Raw genomic sequence first — 25,714 nt, forward strand, 5'->3', positions numbered from 1 at the left:
TCAAGGTTACCATTTTCTCAGACTCAGCATTGAAACGGCAATCACTAAAACCAAATGAGCTATAACTTCCATATTTATAACCAATGGAATCTGCTGATTTTCAGAATAAAGCTATAGTACTCACGCTGACAGAGCATTAATCTCCACTACCCATTGTCAGTCATAGTGCGCAAGAGTAGTGGAAGTCGCGCTGACGCAATAGCTATTAATGCAATTGCTGTAATGTAGCAATAAATACCACATAACCACAGGAAGAAAGTGTTATGAAAATTCGTACATCAATGATTGCACTGAGCCTTACAGCATTACTTAGCGGCTGCCAAAATATGAATACCGATGGCTTGATGCTGTCCGGTGCTCAGGCCTTTCAGGCAGCAACCCTGAGTGATGCTGATGTCAAAAACCTCAGTGAGAAATCATGTGCGGAAATGGATCAAAAAGCCCAAATCGCCTCCGCTAATAGCGATTATGGTAAACGTCTGGCTAAAATCTCGGCCGCATTGGGTGATAACATCAATGGTACCCCAGCAAACTATAAGGTTTACGTCACTAAAGATGTGAATGCCTGGGCGATGGCAAATGGCTGTATCCGTGTTTACAGCGGCCTGATGGATATGATGACCGACAATGAAGTGGAAGGCGTACTCGGTCATGAAATGGGCCATGTGGCATTAGGGCATACCCGCAAAGCCATGCAAGTGGCCTACGGTACAACAGCGCTGCGCACTGCGGCTGCCTCTGCTGGTGGTATTGCCGGGCAACTGTCGCAGTCTCAATTGGCCGATATTGGCGAGAAACTGGTGAGTGCCCAATTCTCACAAAAACAAGAGAGTGAAGCAGATGATTACTCATTCGATCTGCTGAAAAAGCGCGGCATCGATCCAAACGGTTTAGTCACCAGCTTCGAAAAATTGGCGACTATGGAGGCAGGCCGTACTAGCAGCATGTTTGACGATCACCCATCCTCACAGGCGCGCGCCGACCATATCCGCCAGCGTATTGCCGCCGAAAAATAAAAGTTACACCAAATAAATACTCACGCCCCACAGCAGGGGCGTTAGTTCTATAACTCATATATATGAAAGTGGCTACTCGCTATCCCCAGCCAGATTAATCTCGATCTGATCACCATTGATCCGTACGGGATAGGTGTTCAGATCGCGATCCCCCGGTTCGCGTAAGCATTGCCCGGTTCGAATATCAAACAGTGCGCCATGCAATGGGCACTCGATGGTTTCTCCATCCATAAAACCCTGACTTAACAATGCATTGGCGTGGGGACAAATATCTTCCATTGCGAAATATTCCCCCTCCACCAGATAGATACCTATCCTTTTACCATCAGCCTGAGCGGAGAAAGGAAAGTCCGGCTTGACGTAATTGACCTTACAAACAGTTAACCACCCCATTGAATCGCCTCCACCAACACAGCACAGATAAAATCACTTCTATCAGTGTGGTTGAGATTGAGCCAATCGCCAGTAGGTATAGAAACAAAAAGGGCAAACCTGAGTTTGCCCTCAGACTGCTGACAAACCTCGATAACTCGATCTTGCAAGGTGAAGGCAGGTAGAAGAGTAAAGCGTCCGCGCCAGGGACGGCGCGGCTCGAGCCCCCAGGGAAGGGTTTACGGCGTCTTTACGATCTGCCTGTTTTCACCGTTACGGGCACTTTGTCATTAACCTCAGGGCAAACCTGAGTTTGCCCTTAAAGTGATGTTAATCAGCAGCTAATGCTTATTCATCTTCAAGATAAGTATAACCATACAGACCGGCTTCAAACTCTTCCATAAACTGAGCTTGTAACTCAGTGTCCAGATCCGTTTCTTTCACTTGATCGGAGAACTGTTTTAGCAACTTCTCAGGGTTCAACTGAACGTATTCCAGCATATCTGCGACGGTATCACCTTCGTCGGTCTGTTCAAACTCAACCGTACCATCCGGGAAGACAAACACATCGACTGCCGCGGTATCGCCGAACAAGTTGTGCATATTGCCCAGGATTTCCTGATAGGCTCCGACCATAAAGAAGCCCAGCAGCGGTGGGTTTTCTGCATCATACGGTGGCATTGGCATGGTGGTTGCCACACCATCGCCATCGATATAATGATCGATAGTCCCGTCGGAATCACAGGTGATATCCAATAACACCGCACGGCGCTCTGGCGGCTTATCTAACCCCTCCAATGGCAACACTGGGAAGAGTTGATCGATACCCCACGCATCCGGCATTGACTGGAACAACGAGAAATTGACATACAGCTTGTCAGCCATACGTTCTTGCAGCTCATCAATGATTGGTCGGTGTGCACGGTTGCTCGGATCCAACTGCTTTTGGATCTCGTTGCAAATACTCAAATACAGTTCTTCAGCCCATGCCCGTTGCGTCAGTTCCAACATGCCATGAGCATACTGGGTATGAACATCGTGCAAGTCCATCTGGCTATCGTGCAGCCATTCGCGCAGAGAGCGACGATTTTCTGGCTCTTGCATTTCCAACCAGGTGTCCCACAAGCTTTCCAGTGCGCGTGGCGCATCGGCTGCTGGCGGTTGTGGCTCATTAAACTCATTACGTTCCACGCCGATAACATTGGAAACCAGCACGGTATGATGTGCGGTGACTGCACGGCCCGACTCAGTAATCACGGTTGGGTGCGGCAAACCATGTTCATTACAAGCATCACCAATCCCCCAGATAACGTTATTGGCATATTCATTCAAGCCATAGTTAACTGAGCAATCCGATTGGGAACGGGTCCCTTCGTAATCCACACCTAAACCGCCGCCGACATCGAAACACTGGATATTGACGCCCAGTTTGTGGAGTTCCACATAGAAACGGGCAGATTCACGTACGCCAGTGGAGATATCACGGATGTTGGACAGTTGAGAGCCTAAATGGAAATGCAGCAGTTGCAGGCTTTCCAGACTATTGGCGTCACGTAGCATATCAACCAATTGCAGCACCTGAGTCGCGGACAAACCGAATTTGGATTTCTCACCGCCGCTTGCCTGCCATTTACCGGAGCCTTGTGAAGCCAGACGCGCGCGGACACCCAAGCGCGGGACGACGTTCAGGCGCTCGGCCTCTTCCAGTACCATTTTGATTTCTGACATTTTTTCAATGACCAGATAAACCTTATGGCCCAGTTTTTCACCGATCAATGCCAGGCGGATATATTCACGGTCTTTATAGCCATTACAAACGATGACCGAGCGAGTCATACCGGCATGTGCCAAAACCGCCATCATTTCGGCTTTAGAACCGGCTTCCAGCCCTAATGGCTCACCGGAATTAACCAGTGACTCAATAACCCGGCGATGCTGATTGACTTTAATTGGGTAAACCAGGAAGTAATCGCCTTCATAGCCAAATGACTCACGTGCACGTTTAAATGCGCCATTAATTGAGCGCAGGCGATGCTGTAAAATTTGCGGGAAACAGAATAACGCAGGCAGGCGTTGCCCCTGCTCAAGCTGCATCTTTTTGACCAATTCAGCTAGATCGACACGTGCCTCACGAACATCCGGATCAGGACAAACACTGATATGACCGAGTTCATTGACGTCATAATAGTTACCCCCCCAGTAGGCGACGTTATACGTGCTCAGCATCTTGCTGGCATTACGATCATTCATGGCAACCTCCTGCATGGAGCGTAAAGAAACATGTGCGCCCGCAGCTGACGGACGGCCAATCAAGTTATCATCAGACATAATTCGCCTCTATTGCGATACTGACGATAAAGTCAGCCACTATCGCAGCTACAACCAACAAGGACAACCCGCGTGAATGCCAAATTGGCAGAATATTACGCTGGAAAGCGCGATCCACGAACGGTTTATCTCAGCTATTCATTACCCAAAACAGGGTAAAACACGTTTAAATGAAAAATACGTTTGACTGTAAATACGTATTGAGATTTTGTGAATCGGATTAGCCGCAAAGTCCTCAAGCTAGCCAGACTCAGTGCTGTAGGCGGTAATTAACCGGCCCGCGAATCCTGCGTCGCACCCATGTGGGTGTAACATCGCCTTGATGGTGTATAAGAAAGGGAGGTTGCAAAAGGGGATTGAACGTCAGAACGACGCAGCTGTTGATGTGCAGCAACCAGTAGACAACGGATCATTAATCCAACCACCTCCACGCATGCCGTTCGTGATGAACGGACAAGACTCAATATAATAGACATAGGTAACAGTACGATGACGCTGCCATTTTAGTGATCATCGTGATGATGCGCTCATAAGATTGAGTGCCATCACTAAGTGCGAAACACTAAAAATCTCACAATGCGCTAATGTCATCTTCTGCCATCTTCATCATTGCGTATCAAATAAGCTGCGCGCGCAGTTTATACCTATAACGCGAGTAAAATGCAAAATGAAAATGGCCTGCAAGTGTATCAAGCGGTAAATAAATCAACTGACAACCAAAGTAAGAAATATCTTGATGCAAAAAGGGCTGGCATTAATGGCAAAAGCTGACCTAAAATAGACGTCCAGATGTTAATACATCCATTCATTTTAATTGCTAGAATGTCTGTGTCGTTATAATAATTATGACGGACTTCTAAAAGGATAGACTGCTAAAGGCTTTGCCTAAAGGGGCGTTGTAAAGCGCAATGCAACAAAAAGCCCATTCAAACAACGGCTTTGGTTGCTTGACTTCAATGCTATGCAGTGACATTTCACTTGTATTCAAGGTAAAGAAAACAAATGGCTAAACACCTATTTACGTCGGAATCGGTTTCCGAAGGACATCCTGACAAAGTTGCCGATCAGATTTCCGATGCCGTACTTGACGCAATTCTTGAACAAGATCCAAAAGCACGAGTTGCCTGCGAGACTTATGTCAAAACGGGTATGGTATTGGTTGGTGGTGAAGTCACCACTAACGCGTGGGTAGATATCGAAGAGATCACCCGTCGTACTGTGCGCGAAATCGGCTATGTTAATTCTGAGATGGGTTTTGACGCTAACTCTTGTGCCGTTTTGAGCGCAATTGGTAAACAGTCTCCTGATATCAACCAAGGTGTTGACCGTGCCGATCCACTGGAGCAAGGCGCAGGTGACCAAGGTTTAATGTTCGGTTACGCCACCAACGAAACCAGCGTTTTGATGCCAGCGCCCATTACTTATGCTCACCGTTTGGTCGAACGCCAGGCTGAGGTACGTAAAAATGGCACTTTGCCGTGGCTACGCCCAGATGCAAAAAGCCAGATTACCTTCCAATATGATGACGGCAAAATTGTTGGCATTGATGCGGTAGTTCTGTCAACTCAGCATTCAGATGATATTAGCCTGACAGATTTACAAGAAGCGGTGATGGAAGAAATCATCAAGCCGGTTCTGCCAGCCGAGTGGCTCACCAAAGAGACCAAATATCACATCAACCCAACTGGCCGTTTTGTTATCGGTGGCCCAATGGGGGACTGTGGTCTAACTGGCCGTAAAATTATCGTTGATACCTACGGCGGCATGGCACGTCATGGTGGCGGCGCATTCTCTGGTAAAGATCCATCCAAAGTGGACCGTTCTGCTGCCTATGCTGCTCGCTATGTGGCAAAAAATATCGTTGCAGCGGGTCTGGCTGATCGTTGCGAAATTCAGGTTTCTTACGCTATCGGTGTTGCAGAGCCAACTTCCATCATGGTGGAAACATTTGGCACCGGCAAGATAGCGGAAGATAGATTGGTCGCTCTGGTGCGTGAGTTCTTCGAACTACGCCCTTATGGCCTGATTCAGATGCTGGATCTGTTGCATCCTATCTATCGCAAAACCGCCGCTTATGGTCACTTTGGTCGTGAAGAATTCCCTTGGGAAAAAACCGACAAAGCTGCCTTATTGCGTGATGCTGCTGGCCTGAAATAACTTTCAGACGGTAAGAACTCAAGAACAAAAACCCCCGCCAGCCGGGGTTTTTTTATGCTTGATTTTTATGACTGCCGATAACGCTCAATCAAGCTTAATATTGCCATTCCTGCCACCATCGCGGCGGCAAAGATAATACCTTTGTACATCCCCGCGCCCAGTAGTACCAATGCCGGCCCTGGGCATATCCCCGCCAGCCCCCAGCCAATACCAAATAACATACTGCCACCTATTAAACGGCGATCAATGCGGGTGGATGTTGGTAATTGGAGCGGATATCCAAATAAACTGGTTTGGCGCTTTTTAGCCCAACCAAAACCGAGAGTCGCGACCATCACTGCTGCGGCCATCACCAGCGCCAGTGATGGGTCCCACAAGCCACCAATATCCAAAAAACTAAGTACTTTCGCGGGATTCGCCATACCTGCGACTATCAACCCCAGACCAAAAACCAGCCCGGCAAGCAATGAGAAAAGTAAATTCATATTCCCTTCCTGACGTCTAAGCGAATAGATGGCGAACAAGCCACACTGTTGCAAAACCGGTAAACATAAAGCTCAGTGTCGCCAGCAATGAACGCGGTGAGAAACGCGCTAAGCCACAGACACCATGTCCACTGGTGCAACCTGCCCCATAACGAGTTCCGATCCCGACCAATAATCCGGCCACGATCAGAACCGGCAAATCAGCATCAATCTGGATCACCGGCAGATCCGTAAAAATTGAATAAATGATAGGGGCCATAATCAAACCGAGGAGGAAAGCAACGCGCCAGGAAATATTCCCCGCCTTTGGTGGCAATAATCCGCCTAAAATGCCGCTAATACCGGCAATACGGCCATTACAAAGCCATAAAATTATCACGGCAATACCCAATAGCACGCCACCAGTCAGTGCACTGAAGGGAGTGAAATTAGCCCAATCGATAGTCATGCGCCCTCCTTCTCTTGTGGGCAATAAAGCTGATACAGCACTTCAAGCAGTGCCAATACTTTACTATCAGCGATCGAATAAAATATGCGTTTCCCTTCTCGGCGGGTATTCACCAGCCCATCACTACGCAGTACAGCAAGTTGTTGCGAGAGTGTCGGTTGGTGAATACCCAGAGCCTCTTCCAGTTCACCGACCGCCTTTTCTCCCTGACTCAGTTGGCACAGCAACAACAACCGATCTTCATTTGCTAATATTTTCAGCACATCACAAGCCTGCCCTGCCGCATATCTCATCAGATCCATGCTGATGGTTTTATCGTTATTCATATGCATCTCTAATGTTTATATTTCATTATGTATTTTTATATTATATATATTTGCATAATGATCAATTGAAAATTGTCCGGCCTACTGGCTTGCATCTGGCTATCTGCCGTTTTATTCTTCCGCGATATGAGTTCATTAAGAATCCCCATCGCGCTACAGCAAGCAGTTATGCGCTGTTTGCGCCATAAATTGCAGCTGGCGAACCAGCACCTTGGCACCGACTATCCGGAGCCAAAAATCAACTATCATCAACGTGGTACCAGCGCGGGCAGCGCCTATCTGCAATCCTTCGAAATACGTCTCAATCCAGTATTATTACTGGAAAATCAACAACCTTTTATTGATGAGGTTGTGCCTCACGAATTGGCCCATTTACTGGTTTATCGCCAATTTGGTCGCGTTCCTCCGCATGGTAAAGAGTGGCGTTGGATGATGGAGCATGTCTTGCAAGTCCCAGCCAGCCGTACGCATCAGTTTGCAGTCACCTCTGTGCGCAGTAAGACTTTTAATTATCAATGCAAATGCCAGCAACACGCCTTAACTATTCGCCGCCACAATAAAGTTCAGCGCGGTGAGAGCGAATACCGCTGTCGCGAATGCGGTGAAAAACTGCAATTTGTCGCGAAAAAAACCTGTTAGAAATTAACGTTAATTGTTATAAAACAGCAAGTTAATTTGCCATTCATAACTATTATCTATAACCTGCCTATTTTCATTATCAGGCTGTTTTGAGATATGTTACGCAAACTTGTATTCCTGCTGGTTTTGTCCTCGCCACTACTGCCACTCTCCGGTTACAGCCAAAGCATTAATAACTTTTCTCAGGCTAAAGCCGTTGCTGCGAAAATTAATCAGGATGCACCCGGCAGTTTTTATTGTGGTTGCAAAATTGACTGGCAAGGTAAAAAAGGGGTTCCGGATCTGAAAAGTTGCGGCTATCAACCTCGTAAAAATGCTCAACGTGCCGCGCGGATTGAATGGGAGCATGTCGTCCCAGCTTGGCAATTTGGCCACCAGCGTCAGTGCTGGCAGCAAGGCGGGCGGAAAAATTGCATCAAAGATCCGGTCTATCGCCAAATAGAAACTGACCTGCATAATCTGCAACCCGCTATTGGCGAAGTGAATGGTGACCGCAATAACTTCATGTATTCCCAGTGGAATGGCGGCAACGGTCAATATGGTCACTGCGAGATGAAAGTCGACTTCAAAAATAAGCTGGCTGACCCCCCTGCACGCTCACGTGGTGCAATTGCCCGTACCTACTTTTATATGCGCGACCAATATCAGCTGCGGCTTTCCAGCCAACAAAGCAAACTGTTCGAGATTTGGAATCGTCAATATCCGGTGACAAGCTGGGAATGTCTACGTGATGAACGGGTGGCAAAAGCACAAGGGAATCATAACCCTTATGTACAACGCGCTTGCCAGCAGCAAAAAGGCTAATCTAGTATACTGGTCAAAGTTTTCGTTTCAGGGCTCAAACAACTCATGCGCATACCTCGCATTTATCACCCGCAGCCTTTGCAGGCAAATTCCGAATTGGCGCTCAGTGATGAAGCAGCCAATCATGTCGGCCGCGTGCTGCGAATGACTGAAGGCCAAAGTTTGCAATTATTTGATGGCAGTAATCAGGTTTTCGCAGCTGAAATTATCCGTGTGGATAAAAAAAACCTGATTGTCCGGTTGGCCGAAGGGCAGTTGGAAGACCGTGAATCCCCGTTAAATCTACATTTAGGCCAGGTCATTTCCCGTGGGGAAAAGATGGAGTTTACGGTCCAGAAATCCATTGAGCTGGGTGTCGATGTGATTACTCCGCTGTTTTCCGAGCGCTGCGGCGTTAAGCTGGATGGCGAACGTCTGGCAAAGAAAATTCAGCAGTGGCAGAAGATTGCTATTGCGGCTTGTGAGCAATGCGGGCGCAATAAGATCCCGGAGATCCGCGAAGCAATGCAGCTATCTGAATGGTGTGCAGCGCAAGATGATAGCCTTAAGTTGAATCTGCATCCGCGTGCCAGCAACAGCATTAACACCCTCCCCTCGTCACTCAACAAAGTACGTCTGTTGATTGGCCCGGAAGGCGGCCTTTCTGCTGATGAAATTGCCATGACCTCACGCCTTGGATTTACTGATATCCTGCTAGGGCCGCGAGTGCTGCGTACCGAAACTACCGCTCTTACCGCTATCACTGCTTTACAGGTGCGGTTTGGCGATCTGGGATAAAATGAGTTCCCATTAGGAGAGAAGAATGATCAAGCTCGGCATCGTAATGGACCCAATCTCGTCCATCAATATCAAGAAAGACTCCAGCTTCGCTATGCTGTTGGAAGCACAGCGCCGTGGTTGGGAACTGCATTATATGGAGATGGGTGATCTTTACCTGCGTGGTGGTGATGGCCGTGCCCGTACCCGCCTGCTGAGTGTAAAACAGGATAAAAACGACTGGTTCAGTTTTGGTACAGAGCAAGACATCCCACTGCATGATCTTGATGTCATTCTGATGCGTAAAGATCCGCCGTTTGATACTGAATTCATCTACGCCACCTATATTCTGGAACGTGCGGAAGATAAAGGCACGCTGGTGGTGAATAAACCACAGAGCCTACGCGACTGTAACGAGAAGTTATTTACTGCGTGGTTCCCTGAATTAACCCCAGATACACTGGTCAGCCGTAGCAAAGACCATATCCGCAAGTTCCATCAGGAACATGGCGATATCATCCTAAAACCTCTGGATGGTATGGGCGGCACCTCAATATTCCGCGTAAAACAGGATGATCCTAACCTGTCGGTTATTATTGAAACGCTGACCGAGTTGGGCAGCCGATTCTGCATGGCGCAAAACTTCCTGCCCGCGATTAAAGAAGGCGATAAACGCGTGTTGGTGGTAGACGGCGAACCGGTGCCTTACTGCCTGGCACGTATTCCGGCGCAAGGTGAAACTCGCGGTAACTTGGCAGCCGGTGGCCGTGGCGAAGCCCGCCCACTGAGTGAAAGTGATTGGAAAATTGCCCGCGCTGTTGCACCGGTACTGAAGCAAAAAGGCTTAATTTTTGTCGGCCTGGATATCATCGGCGATCGCCTGACTGAAATTAACGTTACTAGCCCGACCTGCATACGCGAAATTGAAGCCGCTTTCCCGGATGTGTCGATTACCGGCATGCTGATGGATGCAATCGAAGTGCGGTTAGCAAACAAATAACCCAAAAATGACTTGAGCGCTACTTACCGCGGCCTCATAGAAGTAAGGCCCAGGGATGGGCCTAGTCATGAACACAGCGAACAACCCTGCGGCTTCAAGGGCGAAGAGAAATCCCCAAAGTCATTGACGTTGCAGGTAGGCAGCAAGAGAGCAAATCCCGATGAGCTTACTCAAGTAAGTGATTCGGGTGCGCGAACACAGCTAACAACCCTGCAACTTCAAGGACAAAGGGGAGCCGTGACTTTATTCGCATTTATCCGCATACTAACAAGAGTTTATCCCTTAACTCAGCGAATCCTCTATATAACATAATGAATTTACAGCATCATTTTCTTATAGCTATGCCTTCACTTCAGGACCCACACTTTATGCGCTCGGTTATCTATATCTGTGAGCATAACAAAGAGGGTGCCATGGGTTTGGTGATTAACAAGCCGATGGAACAGTTCACTGTAGAAACTGTACTGAAAAAACTAAAAATCAGCCCAACGCCACGAGATCCCTCTATTCGGCTGGATAAAGCGGTATTGGCCGGTGGCCCACTGGCTGAAGATCGTGGGTTTATCCTGCATTCGCCACAGGAAGGTTTTGGCTCCAGTATTCCTATTTCACCAGATACCATGATAACGACCTCTAAAGATGTACTGGAGACGTTAGGAACACCTGAACAGCCGAAAAACTTGTTGGTAGCGCTGGGGTATGCGGGTTGGCAGCAGGGGCAGTTAGAACAAGAACTGCTGGATAACGCCTGGCTGACCATTGAAGCAGATACGCATATCCTGTTTAACACCCCGATTGCTGAGCGCTGGCAAGCTGCGGCCAATAAGCTGGGTATCAATATCTTTAATATCGCTCCGCAAGCAGGACACGCCTGATGGCTAATCGCACGATTGTCGCCTTTGATTTTGGTACTAAAAGTATCGGCGTCGCTATTGGTCAGGAAGTCACTGGCACCGCACGCGCGCTAACCTCTTTTAAAGCTCAGGACGGCACGCCGGACTGGCAGAAAGTTGAAAAATTGCTGAAAGAGTGGCAACCAGATTTAGTCGTCGTTGGACTGCCACTGAATATGGATGGCACTGAGCAGCCGCTAACAGCGCGCGCCCGCAGGTTTGCCAACCGCCTGCATGGCCGTTTTGGTGTACAGATTGCCTTACAGGATGAACGCCTCAGTACTGTCGAGGCTCGTGCTAATTTGTTTGACAGTGGCGGCTATCGCGCGCTGGACAAAGGCAGTGTCGACGCCGCCTCTGCGGTCATCATTCTGGAAAGTTGGTTTGATGAGCAAGCGGGCTAAGTCCGCTGCGCTTGGCTTCTACAAACAACTTCCTACGTTCTGTTTCCACAATCCTACCCAGCATTCCCTACGTGGCATGGCACCCATGCCCGCACAATTGTATACTGGATGGATGCCAATCAGCGGCTCAAAATATTGCACACCTTTCGCGGGTGTTTTTTACATTTATTGAGGTTTTCTCATGACAAAAGTAACTGTTGCTGCGACTCAAATGGCCTGTTCCTGGGACCTGCCTAAGAACATTGAAAATGCCGAGAAACTGGTACGTCAGGCTCATGCCAAGGGTGCACAAATCATCCTGATTCAGGAGCTGTTTGCCGCGCCTTATTTCTGCATTGATCAAAGCCCTGAGCACTATGCACTGGCCCAAGAGCTGGACAATAGCCCACTTATCCAACATTTCTCCAAGCTGGCAGCCGAGCTGGAAGTGGTATTGCCATTGAGTTTCTTTGAGAAAGCCAATAATGCCTATTACAACTCGCTGGTCATGATTGATGCTGATGGTTCCGTTCTGGATGTGTACCGCAAAACTCACATTCCTAATGGCCCGGCTTATCAGGAAAAACAGTTCTTTATCCCAGGCGACACCGGCTTTAAAGTCTGGCAGACCCGCTATGCCAAAGTCGGTGTCGGTATCTGTTGGGATCAGTGGTTCCCAGAAACTGCCCGTAGCCTGACATTACTGGGGGCAGAAATCATTTTCTACCCAACCGCTATTGGATCTGAGCCTGCTTATCCTGACATCGATAGCCAGCCGCACTGGACTCGTGTTCAGCAAGGCCATGCTGCCGCGAACCTGGTACCAGTGATTGCTTCTAACCGCATTGGTACTGAGAAAAGCAAATATATCGATGGTTTGGAAATGACCTTCTACGGCTCTTCATTTATTGCAGACCAAACCGGCGCTCTGTTGGCTCAGGCCAACAAAACCGACGAAGCTGTGTTGGTTCACCAGTTCGATTTGCAGGAAATCGCTGCTCAGCGCGCGTCATGGGGCTTATTCCGCGATCGCCGTCCAGAAATGTATCAGGTACTTGCCACTTCTGACGGCAAAACCCGGAGATAATGTATGTCTGTTAAAGACCCCGTGTTACAAAGCGCTGCGTCACAAGCCCTGCCGGGTACTCCGCAGCAGGATGGTTTCTTTATGCCAGCCGAATGGGCAAAGCAAGATGCAGTCTGGATGTTATGGCCATATCGCCAAGACAACTGGCGCGGTAAGGGTATTCCCGCTCAGCAGACTTTTGCAAAAGTAGCGGAAGCCATCAGCCGAACAACTCCAGTATTTATGGGAGTTCCCGCCGAGTTTATGGCGCAGGCCAAAGCAACCCTACCGGCCAGTGTCACACTGGTAGAAATGGCCAGCGATGATGCCTGGATGCGTGACACTGGCCCGACTATGGTCATCAATGGTGCTGGCGAACGCCGCGCAGTTGACTGGCAGTTCAATGCCTGGGGCGGTCTTAACGGCGGTTTGTATGCTAATTGGCAGCAAGATGAAAAAATTGCCGTTCAAGTGAGTGACTTCTTGAATAATGCCCATTACAGCGCACCATTAGTGCTGGAAGGTGGCTCTATTCATACCGATGGTGAAGGCACTTTACTGACTACCGCAGAGTGTTTGTTGAATCCTAACCGCAACCCGCACCTTAATCAGGTGCAGATTGAACAGTTGCTGCGTGAATACCTTGGTGTCACACATTTCATCTGGTTACAAGACGGCGTTTATAACGATGAGACCGATGGCCACATCGACAATATGTGCTGTTTTGTCCGCCCTGGTGAAGTCGCTCTGCATTGGACTGACGATCAGCAGGATCCGCAATACGCGCGTTCTGTTGCCGCCTTTGAAGTTTTATCCAATGCAGTTGATGCCAAAGGCCGTAAACTAAAAATCTGGAAGCTACCTGCGCCAGGCCCGCTGTATAACACCGAAGCCGAGACTTTCGATGTGCTGTCTAGCGATGCCGTGCCACGCACCGCCGGTGAGCGGTTAGCCGGGTCTTACGTCAACTTCCTGATCAGCAATCAACAGATTATTTATCCGCTGTTGGATAGCAGCACTGATGGGCTGGCGCATGATCTGTTGCAGCAGATATTCCCTGGCTATGCAATTGTTGGTGTCCCTGCTCGCGAGATCCTCTTAGGAGGCGGTAATATTCATTGTATTACCCAGCAGATCCCAGCCGCCTAGTTTACTCTTCGTACTTGGAGCCGCAGCGGTGTTAGCGGCTCTCACTTACCCGAATCACTTACCGTTGTAAGCTCATCGGGATGCATTCGCTTGCTGCCTTGCTGCAACACCAATTACTTTGGGTATCATCTTTTTTAATAAGAGCCGTAGCGGTGTTAGCGGCTCTATATCCATTGACGACTAACATGCTTCATTGACTAACATGACGCTCAGCCAATACACCCTGCTTTTGTCGCTGCGCCATACCCTGCTCAAAAGTTTGCATCCCCCATTGTCTACCGCTCTGTATCACCGAGGAGAGTTGGTAGGTTTTACCTTCACGAATCAAATGACTAGCCGCCGTGGTTTGCGTCAATATCTCAAATACAGCGATACGTCCTCCGCCCACTTTATGACACAATTTTTGTGCGATAACTGCGCGCAGGCTGGCCGCTAATTGCGCCTGAATTACCGCTTTTTCTGCCACAGGAAAAACATCCACCAGCCGATCGATGGCTTGAGTCGCGGTGCGAGTATGTAATGTCGCTAAGACCAAGTGCCCGGTTTCAGCAGCAGTCAGTGCTAAACGAATTGTCTCTTGATCCCGCAACTCTCCCAATAGAATAATATCGGGATCCTGGCGCAATGCCCCAGTGAGCGCGCTACTGAAAGAATGAGTGTGACGGCCCAACTCCCGCTGCTGAATCAAACATGATTTACTTTTATGCAGAAACTCGATCGGATCCTCCAGCGTGATGATATGACGCGCCTGCTTTTGATTCATCGCACTGATCATCGCGCTCAAAGTGGTGGATTTCCCACTGCCTGTCGCCCCGGTAACCAGAATTAAACCATTATCTTGTTTGATTATCTGACTAATAATGTCTGGAGCATCCAATTCATCTAGCGAGGGGTTAATTGCTGAAATCACACGAAAAGCTATCGATTGCCCCTGCTGTTGCTGAAAAACATTCGCCCGTAGTCGCTGTCCGGCACTTGTGGTACAAGCACAATCCACCTGCCCACTTTGCTGTAATTGCCGTTGTTGATCCTCACTCAAGAAATGTTGGCTTAAGCCGTTAAGCCAACTGGCATTGACGCGCGGCCAGTGAGTAAAGGTTTTCAGTTCACCATCAATGCGCAATACCGGATGATAACCGGTACAAAGGTGCAGATCCGATGCATTATGATTTACACTATCCGCCACCTTATTAGCAAAATCCTGTTCGTTGAAGCCACCATCGGCATGTTCAGGTTTTTCCAACTCAATGTATTTGGTGGAAACACCATTAAATTCAGGGTTATCCGAGTCTGTGTTTTTATCATCCAGACAGGTGAAATCCATATCAAACTCCTGGGTCCATATGAGCATAATTGAGCAGAATCTACAGGATGTCAGAGCGAAAATCGCAGCCGCTGCACGCAACTGCGGGCGCTCTCCAGAAGAAGTGACGTTGCTTGCAGTCAGTAAAACCAAGCCTGTGAGCGCTATCGAAGAAGCCATCGCCGCGGGGCAATACGCTTTTGGCGAAAACTATGTGCAGGAAGGGGTGGATAAAATCCACTATTTCGCAGAAAGCGCCCATGCCTCCCAGCTTGAATGGCACTTTATCGGCCCGCTGCAATCCAATAAAAGCAGATTAGTCGCAGAAAATTTTGCCTGGTGCCATACCGTCGATAGGCTCAAGATTGCCCAGCGCCTAAGTGCGCAACGCCCGCCAGAAATGCCAGCACTGAATATCCTCATTCAGGTCAATATCAGTGATGAGCAGAGTAAGTCCGGTATTGCACTGGCGGAGCTGCCCGCTTTGGCGGCTAGTATCAGTGAACTGCCTCATCTGCATTTACGTGGGCTGATGGCTATTCCGGCACCTGAAACAGATTATCAACGGCAACTGGCGGTATTTGAGCAAATGAATCAGGCCTTCTTGACTTTAAAAACCAGCTACCCTCAGATGGATACGCTTTCCATGGGGATGACGGATGATATGGCCGCAGCTATTGCGGCGGGTAGTACTTTGGTGCGCATTGGTACCGCGATTTTTGGCTCCCGCGCTTAAACACCTAAAACCATTGGTTTAGGAGAACTAATTTAATGAAATATCGCAATATTACATTCATTGGTGCGGGCAATATGGCACGCGCAATTATCGCGGGTTTAGTGGCAGGTGGTTACCCCGCTAAAATGATCAGCGTTTGTGCACCTTCAGCTAAAAACCGTGATGCACTTGCTGCCGAGTTTGGCGTTATCAGTAGCGACGACAATATTGCCGAAGCGAAAACAGCAGAAGTCATTGTTTTAGCCGTTAAGCCGCAATTAATGGCTGCGGTATGCCAACCCTTGCAGGAAAATATCGATTTCACCGGTAAGCTGGTGCTGTCTATTGCCGCTGGTGTGCAGGTAGAGCGTTTCTATGCGCTGTTGGGCGATAATCTCAATCTGGTGCGAATCATGCCTAACACACCATCGCTGGTGGGGAAAGGGATGAGCGGCCTTTATGCGCCTCAACAAGTCTCGCAAGATGACCGTGATTTCACGGCTTCACTGATGAGCTCAGTGGGCAAGGTTTGTTGGGTAGATAATGAAAACGGCATCAACAGCGTTATCGCCGCCGCAGGTAGCGCACCGGCCTATTTCTTCCTGTTTATGGAAGCGATGCAGCAAGAAACAGAACGTTTAGGTTTTGACAGTGAAACCGCCCGTATGCTGGTGCAGCAAGCGGCATCTGGTGCAACAGCATTAGTGGAAGCCAACCCGCAATTACCGCTTTCAACATTGCGTGAACAGGTAACATCTAAAGGGGGGACGACGGCCGAAGCAATCCGGGTATTTAACGAACAACACTTACCTCAGATTGTTTCCAGTGCTATGCAAGCTGCCATTTTGCGAGCAAAAGAAATGGAAAAGCTGTTCTAACAGCGGCAAAATTTACAAAACCCGACACTGGCCCTGACACTTTCCCGTTAAGATAGGGGCCGAGAAAGTAGGTAAATAGGCAGGTCTATTTATCTGCATACCATATTGAATAAAGGATTAAGGCAACTCATGCTAACGCTGACTTTTCTGGCCAAAACGGTCATTGACCTGTATGTGATGGTACTGCTGTTGCGCATCTGGATGCAGTGGGTTCACAGCGATTTCTACAACCCATTCTCACAATTTGTGGTGAAAATAACCCAACCGATTGTCGGCCCGTTGCGCCGGGTCATCCCTTCTCTGGGGCCGATTGACAGTGCATCGCTGCTACTGGCGTTCTTGCTGATGACTATCAAGTATCCGCTGCTAGTACTGATTCAGAGCGGTTCGATGTCACTCAGCCTGTATAACTTGCTGTTTGGTATTATTTCATTAGTGAAAGCGGCCGGTTATCTGATTTTCTGGGTGATGATCATTCGTGCGCTAATGAGCTGGGTCAGTCAGGGGCGTAGCCCAATGGACTACCTGCTGTATCAGTTAACCGAACCTTTAATGGCACCGATTCGTCGCATTTTGCCCGCCATGGGCGGCATCGATTTCTCGGCGATGGTGGTTATTCTGATCCTGTATCTGATCAACTATTTAGGTATGGATCTGCTAGGCGAGCTTTGGTTCGTGCTGTGAGTGCAGTTACCCCATTGCTGGACGGGCTGGCTCTCAGGCTATATATTCAGCCGAAAGCCAGCCGTGACCAGATAGTCGGTTTACACGGCGATGAACTTAAAGTCGCCATTACCGCCCCACCCGTTGATGGTCAAGCTAATGCTCATTTGATCAAATTTATCGCTAAACAGTTCCGGGTAGCAAAAAGCCAGGTGATTATTGAAAAGGGCGAGTTGGGGCGGCATAAACAGATCAAAATAGTTAACCCGCAACAGATCCCCCCCGAAGTTGCGACACTGCTCGAATGACATACCCTAAATAATTCGAGTTACAGGAAGGCGGCAACTAAGAGACAAATTGGTTGTAAACCATTTTGAACAGCGCTTGCGCTGGCCCGTAGGGGAGCCTCAGGTGAGGCTCATAATCCCCAAGAGCTTGCATCAGTAAGTGACTGGGGTGAACGAAGGCAGTCAACGCACATGCAACTTGAAGTATGACGGGTATAAATACTTCCCGCTAGAATAATGAAATTCAGGACTCTTCCATGCAAAAAGTAGTATTAGCCACCGGTAATCCCGGCAAAGTGCGCGAGCTGGCAACCTTGCTGGCCGATTTTGGTTTGGATGTCGTCGCGCAAACCGAACTGGGCGTCGAATCTGCCGAAGAGACCGGCTTAACCTTTATCGAAAATGCCATATTGAAAGCGCGCCATGCCGCACAAACCACCGGCTTACCGGCTATCGCTGATGACTCAGGTTTGGCCGTTGATGCTTTGGGTGGAGCGCCTGGGATTTACTCCGCCCGCTACGCCGGTGCTGATGCCAGTGATCAACAAAATCTTGAGAAGCTGCTGGTCGCGTTGAAAGATATTCCTGATGAGCAGCGCGGTGCCCAATTCCATTGTGTGCTGGTCTATATGCGTCATGCGGAAGACCCAACGCCGTTGGTATTCCATGGTCAATGGCCGGGTGTGATTGCTCGCCAACCTTCTGGCACGGCTGGATTCGGTTATGACCCTATTTTTTATGTCCCGGAACTGGGTAAAACAGCCGCAGAATTGACTCGTGAAGAAAAACACGCGGTTTCCCATCGTGGTCAGGCACTGAAACTGATGTTGGATGCCCTGCGCAATGCTTAAATTACCCCCGCTGAGTCTCTACATTCACATTCCCTGGTGTGTGCAGAAATGCCCTTACTGTGACTTTAATTCCCATGCACTGAAAGGCGATGTTCCCCACCAGGAATATGTAGAGCACTTGCTAGCGGATCTCGATGTCGACGTGCCTCTGGTCAGTGGTCGTGAGATTAGCACCATTTTTATTGGTGGCGGCACGCCAAGCTTGCTCAGCGCCGAGGCAATGCAACAGTTACTTGATGGCGTTCGAGCCAGATTGCCACTGGCAATTGATGCCGAAATCACTATGGAAGCCAACCCCGGTGCTGTGGAAGCGGATCGCTTTAGCGGCTATCAGCGCGCCGGTATCAATCGTATCTCCATTGGGGTGCAAAGCTTCAGTGCCGAGAAATTAACACGGCTGGGGCGGATACACGGGCCGGATGAGGCCAAGCGTGCTGCAGAACTGGCAACCTCACTGGAGCTGCGCAGTTTTAATCTGGACTTAATGCACGGTTTGCCGGATCAGTCACTGGAAGAAGCACTGGATGATTTGCGCCAGGCCATTGCTTTAAATCCACCACACCTGTCTTGGTATCAGTTGACGATTGAGCAAAACACTGGCTTTAGTTCGCGCCCACCGACACTGCCAGATGACGACGCGCTGTGGGATATCTTCCAGCAAGGGCATCAGTTATTAAGTACCGCCGGGTATCAGCAATATGAAACCTCCGCCTATGCCAAACCGGGTTATCAATGCCAACATAACCTAAACTACTGGCGCTTTGGCGATTATCTGGGAATTGGCTGTGGTGCACACGGTAAAATCACTTTCCGTGATGGACGAATCCTACGCACGATAAAAACCAAACACCCGCGTGGTTTTATGCAGGGTAAATATCTCGATAAGCAGTACGAGGTAGAAGCCGCAGATCGGCCTTTTGAGTTCTTTATGAACCGTTTCCGCTTACTGGAAGCTGCGCCACGGGCAGATTTCACCCATTTGACCGGATTAGCTGAAAGCACAATTCGCCCACAATTGGACGAGGCATTAGCGAAAGAATATTTAATCGAAACAGAGGAATACTGGCAGATCACCGAGAAAGGGAAGTTATTCCTTAACTCACTGTTAGAACTGTTCTTGTAACGCTACCTGTTTTATTGAGATAAATGAGAAGAACAGGTTCAGACGATATTCACAATCTGAACCTGTTAAATCCGGATCATGTAATTAGTTTAATGCTTTGAGTAAATCCTTACGCTGCTGCTCCAGAGCCGTCACACGCCCACAGACTTCGTGCCCAAATTGCTGGAAATCTTGCTCCTGATTATTCCATTCGTTTTGGATAGCCTGCTGCAACCCACCCAGATTGCCCATAATGGCCTGCAATGGATTATTACCGCCACTGCCGCTGGTCGCCTGCTTAACACCCATTTCATTAAGACTGTCTTGCAACACACCGCCCATGCTCTGTTGCACCAACTGACGACCGTCTTTTTCAACCTCATCAATAGCTTTATGATGGAAAGTTAAGCCGTCGCTGCGTTTCTCTATGATGCGACTCATTTGTTGTTTAAGTTGATCATTCAGTGTTGTCAGCCGGTTACGCACATTGCTGCTGCTACCCAGTTGCTGAACAATCACTTTATCCAATGAAACCCGTGCTTTCTCCAGGCGCTGCTGTGCCCCTTGGTCTATCCACGGTAAATCTTTGCGCAAGGCCGTCTGATAGCGGAAAGCCTGCTGGCGCTGCGCATCGGTCAGAGTTAATGTCTTGCCATTACGGGTAATATCACCGTCGGGCGAAATCTGCAAATTACCGCTGGCACCCACCACCTGTACAGAGTGTGGGCTGATAATCACATCATCCTGCGGCTTTACGCTGCACTGATAATCAGCCTGTGCCTGCCAGGCAGTCAGCATCAATACTGCCAGGCCGACCGTACGTAATGCTTTCATTTTAAGTAACATAAGACTCCTGAGAAGCTGTGCCATCCTGTATTTCTATGGCTATTTATAACCTGCTAATCCCCACCCTGCCAGAATTTACTTTAGGCATGAAGGGGAGCTGTCCTAAAAAATGGAGCGGCCAATCCGCTGTGCCAGTAGCTCTAAGGCAGCCGTTCCGGCCAGAGAGTTCCCGGCATGATCTAATTCCGGTGACCAAACCGCAATACATAACTCGTCAGGCACAATGGCGATAATCCCGCCTCCGACCCCCGATTTACCCGGCATACCCACGCGGAAGGCAAATTCACCGGCTCCATCATACATACCGCTGGTAATCATCAGAGCATTGATTTGCCGCGCTTGCATGGGTGTGATAAGCGAGCCATGCCCACTAATACTGCGCCCCTGATTTGCCAGATAGACAAAGCAGCGAGCCAGTTCGACACAACTCATGCGCATGGCACAATAGTGGAAATAGGTCTGAAGTACTGTCAGAACATCGTTGTTGAAATTACCAAAAGACTTCATTAGATAGGCAATAGCAGCATTGCGATCTGAATGCTCAAATTCCGAGCGCGCCACTCGCGGGTCGTAGCTAATGTTGTCGTCATTCACTAACTGACGCACCACTTCTAACATCCTTTGCTTCGGAGCACTTAGGCGGCTTTGTAGCATATCGCACACCACCAGCGCCCCAGGATTAATAAACGGGTTGCGCGGTTTGCCCTTTTCTAACTCTAACTGCACCAGAGAGTTAAATGGCTGGCCTGATGGCTCTTTACCCACTCGCTGCCATATTTCCTGCTCGCCATAACGAGATAATGCCAGCGTCAAACTTAATACTTTTGAAATCGATTGAATAGAAAAGCGCTCATTAGCATCTCCGGCCTGATATATCGAGCCATCTAGTGTACAGACCGCGATACCCAATTTGTCAGCCGAAACTTCGGCCAAGGCGGGGATATAATCCGCCACTTTCCCTTGACCAATCAGCGGGCGTACCTGCTGCAAGATATCCGCCAGCAAGGTATTATCTAAACCTGTTGTTACCCCTAAAGCTGCTACCACAACAATGCTCCCAATCAATCTCCGGTAACCGTTTCCGCTAACTGCGTCTGATAAAAACAAAGGCGCCTGCATTAGGCGCCCTTATCAATTATCTACCGTTAAAACGGAAGATCAATCCCACCAGATATCAAACAGCTCACTGGTTTCTACATTTTTCAATTTGCGAGCTTCCAGCCATTTAGTCACTAGCGCACGGTGTTCATCAGTGCAATGACCAATCTCTTGCAGGCAAATCAGGCCTTCCCACTGCAAATAACCGCTGCCATCAAATGCCAGGCCGTTTGCTTCAATGACCTCATCGATAAAAGCATCGACAGTTTCATCAATAACATCAACACCAGTGCCTTCTGGGAAGGTCCACTGTACAGAAAAACCTAACTCCTGAAACTCGTCGATATGCATTTTTTTGCGTAAACGACGACTACGATTCTTAGCCATTATTCTTTCCTCTCAAACATCAGATCCCAAACGCCATGTCCCAGGCGCTGGCCGCGTAATTCAAATTTTGTCAGCGGACGTGAGTCCGGACGGGGCACATAATCATTCTGCTCTGAAAGGTTGCGGTACCCGTTCGCACCTGACATCACCTCCAGCATATGTTCCGCATAATGCTGCCAGTCGGTCGCCATATGGAACACGCCACCCACTTTTAATTTACTTTTTACTAATTCGACAAAAGGTGCCTGGACGATACGACGTTTATTATGGCGCGCTTTGTGCCAAGGGTCAGGGAAAAACAGCTGAACCATGTCCAGTGAAGAATCCGGGATCATATTTTCCAGCACTTCGACCGCATCATGACACATAACTCGCAAGTTATTCAGGCCCGCTTCATGTGCTGAAGCCAGGCATGCGCCAACGCCTGGGGAATGTACTTCTATCCCGAGAAAATTCTGCTGTGGATTGCTGGCAGCCATAGTGACCAGTGAGGTTCCCATGCCAAAACCGATTTCCAATACCACTGGCGCTTCACGGCCAAACAAGGCAGTGAAATCAACAGGGGTTGGCTGATATTCTACGCCCATCACCGGCCAATAGTTATCGAGCGCCAGCTGTTGGCCTTTGGTCAGGCGCCCCTGACGGCGGACAAAACTACGAATACGGCGCATCGCGCGGCCGTTTTCATCAAATTCCGGAGATATGACGTCATTTATCATGGTGCTTTCTGTCTGTTGGTTGCGTATACGAACGCGCATTATGCAAAGATACGCCAGTTTATCAACTCTGGCGGCCATAAGTACAAAATTAAGCTGTAAATAACCTATTTATGCGCATTAAAAGCAGCTAACGCCGGTGTAGCGCCAAGAACTAAAGCCCCCCCAAAGTTATTGGGGTTACAGCCAGACTGCAAGTGAACAAATCCCAATGAGCTTACTCAAGTAAGTGATTTGGGTGGGTGAATGCCGCTAACGCCGCTGTAGCGCCAAGAACGAAGGGGGTTTACAGTCTGAAGAGTCTATGCTGCAATCCAGCCCTAATTTATTCTCTGCCGGATATCGATACCTGCTTATGATGCAAGCGCAACAATTCGCGCACATGGTACTTGAGTGGTACCAACGCTTTGGCCGCAAAACATTGCCATGGCAATTGGATAAAACACCGTATCAAGTCTGGCTATCAGAAGTGATGTTGCAACAAACGCAGGTTGCAACGGTCATTCCTTATTTCCAACGCTTTATGCTGCGTTTCCCTGATATTCGTGCTTTAGCCGCTGCTCCGTTGGATGAAGTTCTGCATTTATGGACTGGCTTGGGTTACTACGCCCGCGCCAGAAATCTACATAAAGCCGCCCAAACAGTTGTTGAACGCCATCAGGGGGAATTCCCGACAACTTTTGACGAGATACTCGCATTACCCGGCATAGGCCGCTCCACGGCTGGTGCGATTTTATCGCTCTCTTTGGGGCAGCATTTCCCTATTTTGGACGGTAATGTTAAGCGAGTTCTGGCTCGTTGCTATGCCGTTGAGGGATGGCCGGGTAAAAAAGATGTCGAAGGGCGACTGTGGCAAATTAGTGAGGATGTCACCCCTGCTAAGGGAGTCGGCCAATTTAATCAGGCAATGATGGATTTAGGCGCTACTGTCTGCACCCGCTCCAAGCCCAAGTGCGAACTTTGCCCATTGAATATAGGGTGTCTCGCTTATGCTAACCATAGTTGGGCGCGCTATCCAGGTAAAAAACCCAAGCAGACGATACCGGAAAAAACGGCCTATTTTCTATTGCTGCAAAACGGCCCTCAGGTGTGGCTCGAACAGCGCCCACCCGTTGGGCTATGGGGCGGGTTATTCTGTTTCCCACAATTTGCCGAGCAAGATGATTTGGATAGTTGGTTGCAACAGCGGGGTATGGCCGCCAGTGAGTTGCAGCAGTTAACCGCTTTTCGTCACACCTTCAGCCACTTCCATCTGGATATTGTTCCAATGTGGCTGGATACTGCATCAGCTCGTGGATGCATGGATGATGGGGCAGGTCTCTGGTATAACTTAGCACAACCACCGTCGGTAGGATTGGCCGCCCCAGTTGAGCGTTTATTACTTCAGTTAGCAAAAGAAGAGCTAGCAAAAGAAGAATTGGCAAAAACTAAGTTAGCGAAACCATAACGGGCAACACCGCCGTCTACCCAAACAGTTTTATTTGACTGTCAGTCATAAAAGAGGATTTAGCATGAGCAGAACGATTTTTTGTACGTTTTTAAAAAAGGAAGCTGAAGGACAAGATTTTCAGCTGTATCCAGGCGAAATCGGTAAACGTATCTATAACGAAATCTCGAAAGAAGCCTGGTCACAATGGATAACTAAACAAACCATGCTGATTAATGAGAAGAAGCTCAGCATGATGAATGTCGAAGACCGTAAATTGCTGGAACAAGAAATGGTCAATTTCCTGTTTGAAGGGCAGGATGTTCATATTGAAGGTTATACTCCGCCGAGTCAGTAACCACTCGGGGCCAACACACTGGTAACGTACCGTATGACGAGTATTACCCTAAATAGCTCGAGTTACAAAAAGGCAGCTAACGCACTGGTAACTTGAAATATGACGGGTAAATTCCTCATCAAGATATGGCTTGTAAGATGAAGAAAATTTTAGCTTTGTTGGTCATTGCACCTTTGTTAGTGTCTTGCTCAGGCAATAAAAATCAGGCAGATAACGAAGCCTTTATCAAAGACACGAACGGTTTTGAAATTTTAATGGGTCAGTTTGCCCATAACATTGAAAATATTTGGGGATTAAAAGAAGTCTTGATCGCGGGCCCAAAAGATTACGTTAAGTATACGGATCAATATCAAACCCGCAGCCATATCAACTTTGATGCCGGTACTATTACGGTTGAAACTATTGCCACGACCGATCCGGCGGTTCACTTACGTCAGGCGATCATTACCACATTATTAATGGGCGATGACCCAGGCTCTATCGATCTCTATTCTGATGCCAACGATATCCAAATCAGCAAAGAACCGTTCCTTTATGGGCAGGTACTGGATAACAATGGCGAGCCTATTCGTTGGGAATGGCGAGCTGCACATTTCGCCGATTATTTACTGCAAAACAAAATGCAAAAACGCACGTCTGGTTTGCATGTTATCTGGTCGGTGACCCTGCAATTAGTGCCTAACCATCTGGATAAACGAGCTCACAAATATCTGCCGCTGGTGCGCCAATCAGCCGAAAAATATGGTGTAGAAGAATCACTGATTCTGGCAATTATGCAAACAGAATCGAGCTTCAACCCTTATGCAGTCAGTGGCTCTGATGCGCTAGGTCTGATGCAGGTTGTTCAGCACACTGCCGGACGAGATGTGTTTAAAATGAAAGGTAAAAGTGGTCAACCTAGCCGCAGTTATCTATTTGACCCTGCTAATAATATCGATGCAGGCACAGCCTATCTATCCATTTTGCAAAATACCTATTTAGGCGGTATTCAAAATGCCACTTCACGCCGTTATGCAGTCATTACTTCCTATAATGGCGGTGCTGGGAGCGTGTTGCGGGTATTCTCCAGCGACAAGAACCAGGCAGTAAATATTATTAACAATATGGCACCAGGCGATGTATTCCAAACGCTAACCACTAAACACCCATCTGGTGAATCTCGCCGTTATCTGGTGAAAGTGAATAGCGCTCAGAAGAGCTACCGCCGCCACTAATACCGCTGCAACCTTAGTCTAAAAGATATCAATGGCACAGTTCGCTGT

30 protein-coding genes are annotated in these 25,714 nt (G+C 48.5%); 19 read left to right on the forward strand and 11 right to left on the reverse strand.

The window, feature by feature from the left end; translation table 11 throughout:
* Positions 1 to 263: 263 nt before the first annotated feature.
* The gene (gene loiP / locus FGL26_RS11760; RefSeq protein WP_005173549.1) at positions 264 to 1,016 is read left to right on the forward strand and encodes a metalloprotease LoiP; all 753 of its coding nucleotides are present in this window, start codon (positions 264 to 266) and stop codon (positions 1,014 to 1,016) included.
* A 72-nt stretch (positions 1,017 to 1,088) separates the two neighbouring features.
* Here loiP and FGL26_RS11765 read toward each other — a convergent pair whose 3' ends face one another.
* The 3 genes from FGL26_RS11765 to FGL26_RS21950 all read right to left on the reverse strand — a co-directional run bounded on the left by FGL26_RS11765 (position 1,089) and on the right by FGL26_RS21950 (position 4,192).
* Positions 1,089 to 1,409, reverse strand: a complete 321-nt coding sequence (locus FGL26_RS11765; protein ID WP_005173552.1) for a non-heme iron oxygenase ferredoxin subunit — start codon at positions 1,407 to 1,409, stop codon at positions 1,089 to 1,091.
* 327 nt (positions 1,410 to 1,736) lie between these two features.
* On the reverse strand, positions 1,737 to 3,716 hold the full coding sequence (gene speA / locus FGL26_RS11770) for a biosynthetic arginine decarboxylase (RefSeq protein WP_005173560.1): 1,980 nt from the start codon (positions 3,714 to 3,716) through the stop codon (positions 1,737 to 1,739).
* A gap of 269 nt (positions 3,717 to 3,985) precedes the next feature.
* Positions 3,986 to 4,192 (reverse strand): hypothetical protein, encoded by a 207-nt coding sequence (locus FGL26_RS21950; protein ID WP_420919915.1) that lies wholly within the window; start codon positions 4,190 to 4,192, stop codon positions 3,986 to 3,988.
* A 526-nt stretch (positions 4,193 to 4,718) separates the two neighbouring features.
* Here FGL26_RS21950 and metK point away from each other — a divergent pair.
* Positions 4,719 to 5,873: a methionine adenosyltransferase gene (gene metK, locus FGL26_RS11775; RefSeq protein ID WP_005157086.1), complete on the forward strand. Its 1,155-nt coding sequence runs from the start codon at positions 4,719 to 4,721 to the stop codon at positions 5,871 to 5,873.
* Between the two features lie 65 nt (positions 5,874 to 5,938).
* Here the strand turns inward: metK and FGL26_RS11780 are convergent, their stop codons facing one another.
* The 3 genes from FGL26_RS11780 to FGL26_RS11790 are packed head-to-tail and all read right to left on the reverse strand — an operon-like array spanning position 5,939 to position 7,132.
* A complete protein-coding gene (locus FGL26_RS11780; RefSeq protein WP_005173564.1) occupies positions 5,939 to 6,358 on the reverse strand; it encodes a DUF6691 family protein in 420 nt (139 codons plus the stop codon).
* 16 nt (positions 6,359 to 6,374) lie between these two features.
* The gene (locus FGL26_RS11785) at positions 6,375 to 6,806 is read right to left on the reverse strand and encodes a YeeE/YedE family protein (RefSeq protein ID WP_005173568.1); all 432 of its coding nucleotides are present in this window, start codon (positions 6,804 to 6,806) and stop codon (positions 6,375 to 6,377) included.
* Positions 6,803 to 7,132, reverse strand: coding sequence for an ArsR/SmtB family transcription factor (locus tag FGL26_RS11790; protein WP_005173570.1), 330 nt, complete (start codon positions 7,130 to 7,132; stop codon positions 6,803 to 6,805). Before FGL26_RS11790 ends, FGL26_RS11785 begins: the two co-directional genes overlap by 4 nt.
* 126 nt (positions 7,133 to 7,258) lie before the next feature.
* Between FGL26_RS11790 and FGL26_RS11795 the strand changes: the two genes are divergently transcribed.
* From FGL26_RS11795 to aguA, 8 genes are all read left to right on the forward strand, one after another.
* Positions 7,259 to 7,771: a SprT family zinc-dependent metalloprotease gene (locus tag FGL26_RS11795; RefSeq protein WP_005173572.1), complete on the forward strand. Its 513-nt coding sequence runs from the start codon at positions 7,259 to 7,261 to the stop codon at positions 7,769 to 7,771.
* Positions 7,772 to 7,867: 96 nt separating this feature from the next.
* A complete protein-coding gene (endA, locus tag FGL26_RS11800) occupies positions 7,868 to 8,575 on the forward strand; it encodes a deoxyribonuclease I (protein ID WP_005173574.1) in 708 nt (235 codons plus the stop codon).
* 45 nt (positions 8,576 to 8,620) lie between these two features.
* Positions 8,621 to 9,352, forward strand: a complete 732-nt coding sequence (gene rsmE, locus FGL26_RS11805) for a 16S rRNA (uracil(1498)-N(3))-methyltransferase (protein WP_005173579.1) — start codon at positions 8,621 to 8,623, stop codon at positions 9,350 to 9,352.
* A 25-nt stretch (positions 9,353 to 9,377) separates the two neighbouring features.
* Positions 9,378 to 10,331: a glutathione synthase gene (gene gshB, locus FGL26_RS11810; protein WP_005173586.1), complete on the forward strand. Its 954-nt coding sequence runs from the start codon at positions 9,378 to 9,380 to the stop codon at positions 10,329 to 10,331.
* 311 nt (positions 10,332 to 10,642) lie between these two features.
* Positions 10,643 to 11,206: a YqgE/AlgH family protein gene (locus tag FGL26_RS11820; RefSeq protein WP_011817044.1), complete on the forward strand. Its 564-nt coding sequence runs from the start codon at positions 10,643 to 10,645 to the stop codon at positions 11,204 to 11,206.
* Positions 11,206 to 11,628 (forward strand): Holliday junction resolvase RuvX, encoded by a 423-nt coding sequence (gene ruvX, locus FGL26_RS11825; protein WP_005157116.1) that lies wholly within the window; start codon positions 11,206 to 11,208, stop codon positions 11,626 to 11,628. Before FGL26_RS11820 ends, ruvX begins: the two co-directional genes overlap by 1 nt.
* 181 nt (positions 11,629 to 11,809) lie before the next feature.
* Positions 11,810 to 12,694 carry an N-carbamoylputrescine amidase gene (gene aguB / locus FGL26_RS11830; protein ID WP_005173604.1) on the forward strand — a complete coding sequence of 295 codons (885 nt, stop codon included), beginning with the start codon at positions 11,810 to 11,812 and terminating at the stop codon, positions 12,692 to 12,694.
* A 3-nt stretch (positions 12,695 to 12,697) separates the two neighbouring features.
* Positions 12,698 to 13,822, forward strand: a complete 1,125-nt coding sequence (gene aguA, locus FGL26_RS11835) for an agmatine deiminase (protein ID WP_005173607.1) — start codon at positions 12,698 to 12,700, stop codon at positions 13,820 to 13,822.
* A 190-nt stretch (positions 13,823 to 14,012) separates the two neighbouring features.
* Here the strand turns inward: aguA and FGL26_RS11840 are convergent, their stop codons facing one another.
* Positions 14,013 to 15,146, reverse strand: coding sequence for a type IV pilus twitching motility protein PilT (locus tag FGL26_RS11840; protein WP_005173609.1), 1,134 nt, complete (start codon positions 15,144 to 15,146; stop codon positions 14,013 to 14,015).
* Positions 15,147 to 15,165: 19 nt separating this feature from the next.
* On the opposite strand from FGL26_RS11840, the gene FGL26_RS11845 reads away from it, so the two are divergent.
* The 6 genes from FGL26_RS11845 (at position 15,166) to hemW (ending at position 19,642) form a co-directional block, all read left to right on the forward strand.
* On the forward strand, positions 15,166 to 15,861 hold the full coding sequence (locus FGL26_RS11845) for a YggS family pyridoxal phosphate-dependent enzyme (RefSeq protein WP_005173610.1): 696 nt from the start codon (positions 15,166 to 15,168) through the stop codon (positions 15,859 to 15,861).
* Between the two features lie 35 nt (positions 15,862 to 15,896).
* Positions 15,897 to 16,718 carry a pyrroline-5-carboxylate reductase gene (gene proC / locus FGL26_RS11850; protein ID WP_005173611.1) on the forward strand — a complete coding sequence of 274 codons (822 nt, stop codon included), beginning with the start codon at positions 15,897 to 15,899 and terminating at the stop codon, positions 16,716 to 16,718.
* Between the two features lie 129 nt (positions 16,719 to 16,847).
* Positions 16,848 to 17,402, forward strand: coding sequence for a YggT family protein (locus FGL26_RS11855; RefSeq protein ID WP_005157142.1), 555 nt, complete (start codon positions 16,848 to 16,850; stop codon positions 17,400 to 17,402).
* Positions 17,399 to 17,689: a DUF167 family protein YggU gene (yggU, locus tag FGL26_RS11860; protein ID WP_005173614.1), complete on the forward strand. Its 291-nt coding sequence runs from the start codon at positions 17,399 to 17,401 to the stop codon at positions 17,687 to 17,689. The genes FGL26_RS11855 and yggU overlap by 4 nt, the downstream gene beginning before the upstream one ends.
* A gap of 236 nt (positions 17,690 to 17,925) precedes the next feature.
* Positions 17,926 to 18,519: an XTP/dITP diphosphatase gene (locus tag FGL26_RS11865; protein ID WP_005173616.1), complete on the forward strand. Its 594-nt coding sequence runs from the start codon at positions 17,926 to 17,928 to the stop codon at positions 18,517 to 18,519.
* Entirely contained in the window at positions 18,512 to 19,642 is a 1,131-nt protein-coding gene (gene hemW / locus FGL26_RS11870) for a radical SAM family heme chaperone HemW (protein ID WP_005173617.1), read from the forward strand. Before FGL26_RS11865 ends, hemW begins: the two co-directional genes overlap by 8 nt.
* An 84-nt stretch (positions 19,643 to 19,726) precedes the next feature.
* On the opposite strand, the gene FGL26_RS11875 is transcribed toward hemW, so the two are convergent.
* From FGL26_RS11875 to trmB, 4 genes are all read right to left on the reverse strand, one after another.
* The gene (locus FGL26_RS11875; RefSeq protein WP_138060239.1) at positions 19,727 to 20,467 is read right to left on the reverse strand and encodes a YggN family protein; all 741 of its coding nucleotides are present in this window, start codon (positions 20,465 to 20,467) and stop codon (positions 19,727 to 19,729) included.
* A 102-nt stretch (positions 20,468 to 20,569) separates the two neighbouring features.
* Positions 20,570 to 21,586, reverse strand: a complete 1,017-nt coding sequence (gene glsB / locus FGL26_RS11880) for a glutaminase B (RefSeq protein ID WP_005173622.1) — start codon at positions 21,584 to 21,586, stop codon at positions 20,570 to 20,572.
* A 39-nt stretch (positions 21,587 to 21,625) separates the two neighbouring features.
* Entirely contained in the window at positions 21,626 to 21,952 is a 327-nt protein-coding gene (locus tag FGL26_RS11885; protein ID WP_005173625.1) for a YggL family protein, read from the reverse strand.
* Positions 21,952 to 22,671, reverse strand: coding sequence for a tRNA (guanosine(46)-N7)-methyltransferase TrmB (trmB, locus tag FGL26_RS11890; RefSeq protein ID WP_005173629.1), 720 nt, complete (start codon positions 22,669 to 22,671; stop codon positions 21,952 to 21,954). The genes FGL26_RS11885 and trmB overlap by 1 nt, the downstream gene beginning before the upstream one ends.
* Before the next feature lie 301 nt (positions 22,672 to 22,972).
* Here trmB and mutY point away from each other — a divergent pair, with 301 nt between their 5' ends.
* From mutY to mltC, 3 genes are all read left to right on the forward strand, one after another.
* Positions 22,973 to 24,115, forward strand: coding sequence for an A/G-specific adenine glycosylase (gene mutY, locus FGL26_RS11895; protein ID WP_005173630.1), 1,143 nt, complete (start codon positions 22,973 to 22,975; stop codon positions 24,113 to 24,115).
* A 64-nt stretch (positions 24,116 to 24,179) separates the two neighbouring features.
* Positions 24,180 to 24,452: an oxidative damage protection protein gene (locus FGL26_RS11900; RefSeq protein WP_004703528.1), complete on the forward strand. Its 273-nt coding sequence runs from the start codon at positions 24,180 to 24,182 to the stop codon at positions 24,450 to 24,452.
* Between the two features lie 137 nt (positions 24,453 to 24,589).
* Complete coding sequence (mltC, locus tag FGL26_RS11905) at positions 24,590 to 25,666, forward strand: membrane-bound lytic murein transglycosylase MltC (protein WP_005173635.1); 1,077 nt, start codon at positions 24,590 to 24,592, stop codon at positions 25,664 to 25,666.
* Positions 25,667 to 25,714 lie beyond the last annotated feature (48 nt).

Source organism: Yersinia enterocolitica subsp. enterocolitica (genome assembly GCF_901472495.1).
In the GTDB taxonomy this organism is placed as follows: Bacteria; Pseudomonadota; Gammaproteobacteria; order Enterobacterales; family Enterobacteriaceae; genus Yersinia; species Yersinia enterocolitica.

Excerpts from the sequence above, each read along its gene's own strand:
- FGL26_RS11840 (WP_005173609.1), bottom strand. The coding sequence starts at position 15,146 with ATGGATTTCACCTGTCTGGATGATAAAAACACAGACTCGGATAACCCT.
- FGL26_RS11795 (WP_005173572.1), top strand. The coding sequence starts at position 7,259 with ATGAGTTCATTAAGAATCCCCATCGCGCTACAGCAAGCAGTTATGCGC.
- aguA (WP_005173607.1), top strand. The coding sequence starts at position 12,698 with ATGTCTGTTAAAGACCCCGTGTTACAAAGCGCTGCGTCACAAGCCCTG.
- trmB (WP_005173629.1), bottom strand. The coding sequence starts at position 22,671 with ATGATAAATGACGTCATATCTCCGGAATTTGATGAAAACGGCCGCGCG.
- FGL26_RS11900 (WP_004703528.1), top strand. The coding sequence starts at position 24,180 with ATGAGCAGAACGATTTTTTGTACGTTTTTAAAAAAGGAAGCTGAAGGA.
- FGL26_RS11780 (WP_005173564.1), bottom strand. The coding sequence starts at position 6,358 with ATGAATTTACTTTTCTCATTGCTTGCCGGGCTGGTTTTTGGTCTGGGG.
- proC (WP_005173611.1), top strand. The coding sequence starts at position 15,897 with ATGAAATATCGCAATATTACATTCATTGGTGCGGGCAATATGGCACGC.
- rsmE (WP_005173579.1), top strand. The coding sequence starts at position 8,621 with ATGCGCATACCTCGCATTTATCACCCGCAGCCTTTGCAGGCAAATTCC.
- endA (WP_005173574.1), top strand. The coding sequence starts at position 7,868 with ATGTTACGCAAACTTGTATTCCTGCTGGTTTTGTCCTCGCCACTACTG.
- gshB (WP_005173586.1), top strand. The coding sequence starts at position 9,378 with ATGATCAAGCTCGGCATCGTAATGGACCCAATCTCGTCCATCAATATC.
- mltC (WP_005173635.1), top strand. The coding sequence starts at position 24,590 with ATGAAGAAAATTTTAGCTTTGTTGGTCATTGCACCTTTGTTAGTGTCT.
- FGL26_RS21950 (WP_420919915.1), bottom strand. The coding sequence starts at position 4,192 with ATGTCTATTATATTGAGTCTTGTCCGTTCATCACGAACGGCATGCGTG.
- aguB (WP_005173604.1), top strand. The coding sequence starts at position 11,810 with ATGACAAAAGTAACTGTTGCTGCGACTCAAATGGCCTGTTCCTGGGAC.
- hemW (WP_005173617.1), top strand. The coding sequence starts at position 18,512 with ATGCTTAAATTACCCCCGCTGAGTCTCTACATTCACATTCCCTGGTGT.
- glsB (WP_005173622.1), bottom strand. The coding sequence starts at position 21,586 with ATGCAGGCGCCTTTGTTTTTATCAGACGCAGTTAGCGGAAACGGTTAC.
- FGL26_RS11785 (WP_005173568.1), bottom strand. The coding sequence starts at position 6,806 with ATGACTATCGATTGGGCTAATTTCACTCCCTTCAGTGCACTGACTGGT.
- FGL26_RS11885 (WP_005173625.1), bottom strand. The coding sequence starts at position 21,952 with ATGGCTAAGAATCGTAGTCGTCGTTTACGCAAAAAAATGCATATCGAC.
- FGL26_RS11855 (WP_005157142.1), top strand. The coding sequence starts at position 16,848 with ATGCTAACGCTGACTTTTCTGGCCAAAACGGTCATTGACCTGTATGTG.
- FGL26_RS11790 (WP_005173570.1), bottom strand. The coding sequence starts at position 7,132 with ATGAATAACGATAAAACCATCAGCATGGATCTGATGAGATATGCGGCA.
- FGL26_RS11765 (WP_005173552.1), bottom strand. The coding sequence starts at position 1,409 with ATGGGGTGGTTAACTGTTTGTAAGGTCAATTACGTCAAGCCGGACTTT.
- FGL26_RS11875 (WP_138060239.1), bottom strand. The coding sequence starts at position 20,467 with ATGTTACTTAAAATGAAAGCATTACGTACGGTCGGCCTGGCAGTATTG.
- metK (WP_005157086.1), top strand. The coding sequence starts at position 4,719 with ATGGCTAAACACCTATTTACGTCGGAATCGGTTTCCGAAGGACATCCT.
- FGL26_RS11865 (WP_005173616.1), top strand. The coding sequence starts at position 17,926 with ATGCAAAAAGTAGTATTAGCCACCGGTAATCCCGGCAAAGTGCGCGAG.
- ruvX (WP_005157116.1), top strand. The coding sequence starts at position 11,206 with ATGGCTAATCGCACGATTGTCGCCTTTGATTTTGGTACTAAAAGTATC.
- speA (WP_005173560.1), bottom strand. The coding sequence starts at position 3,716 with ATGTCTGATGATAACTTGATTGGCCGTCCGTCAGCTGCGGGCGCACAT.
- loiP (WP_005173549.1), top strand. The coding sequence starts at position 264 with ATGAAAATTCGTACATCAATGATTGCACTGAGCCTTACAGCATTACTT.
- FGL26_RS11845 (WP_005173610.1), top strand. The coding sequence starts at position 15,166 with ATGAGCATAATTGAGCAGAATCTACAGGATGTCAGAGCGAAAATCGCA.
- FGL26_RS11820 (WP_011817044.1), top strand. The coding sequence starts at position 10,643 with ATGAATTTACAGCATCATTTTCTTATAGCTATGCCTTCACTTCAGGAC.
- mutY (WP_005173630.1), top strand. The coding sequence starts at position 22,973 with ATGCTGCAATCCAGCCCTAATTTATTCTCTGCCGGATATCGATACCTG.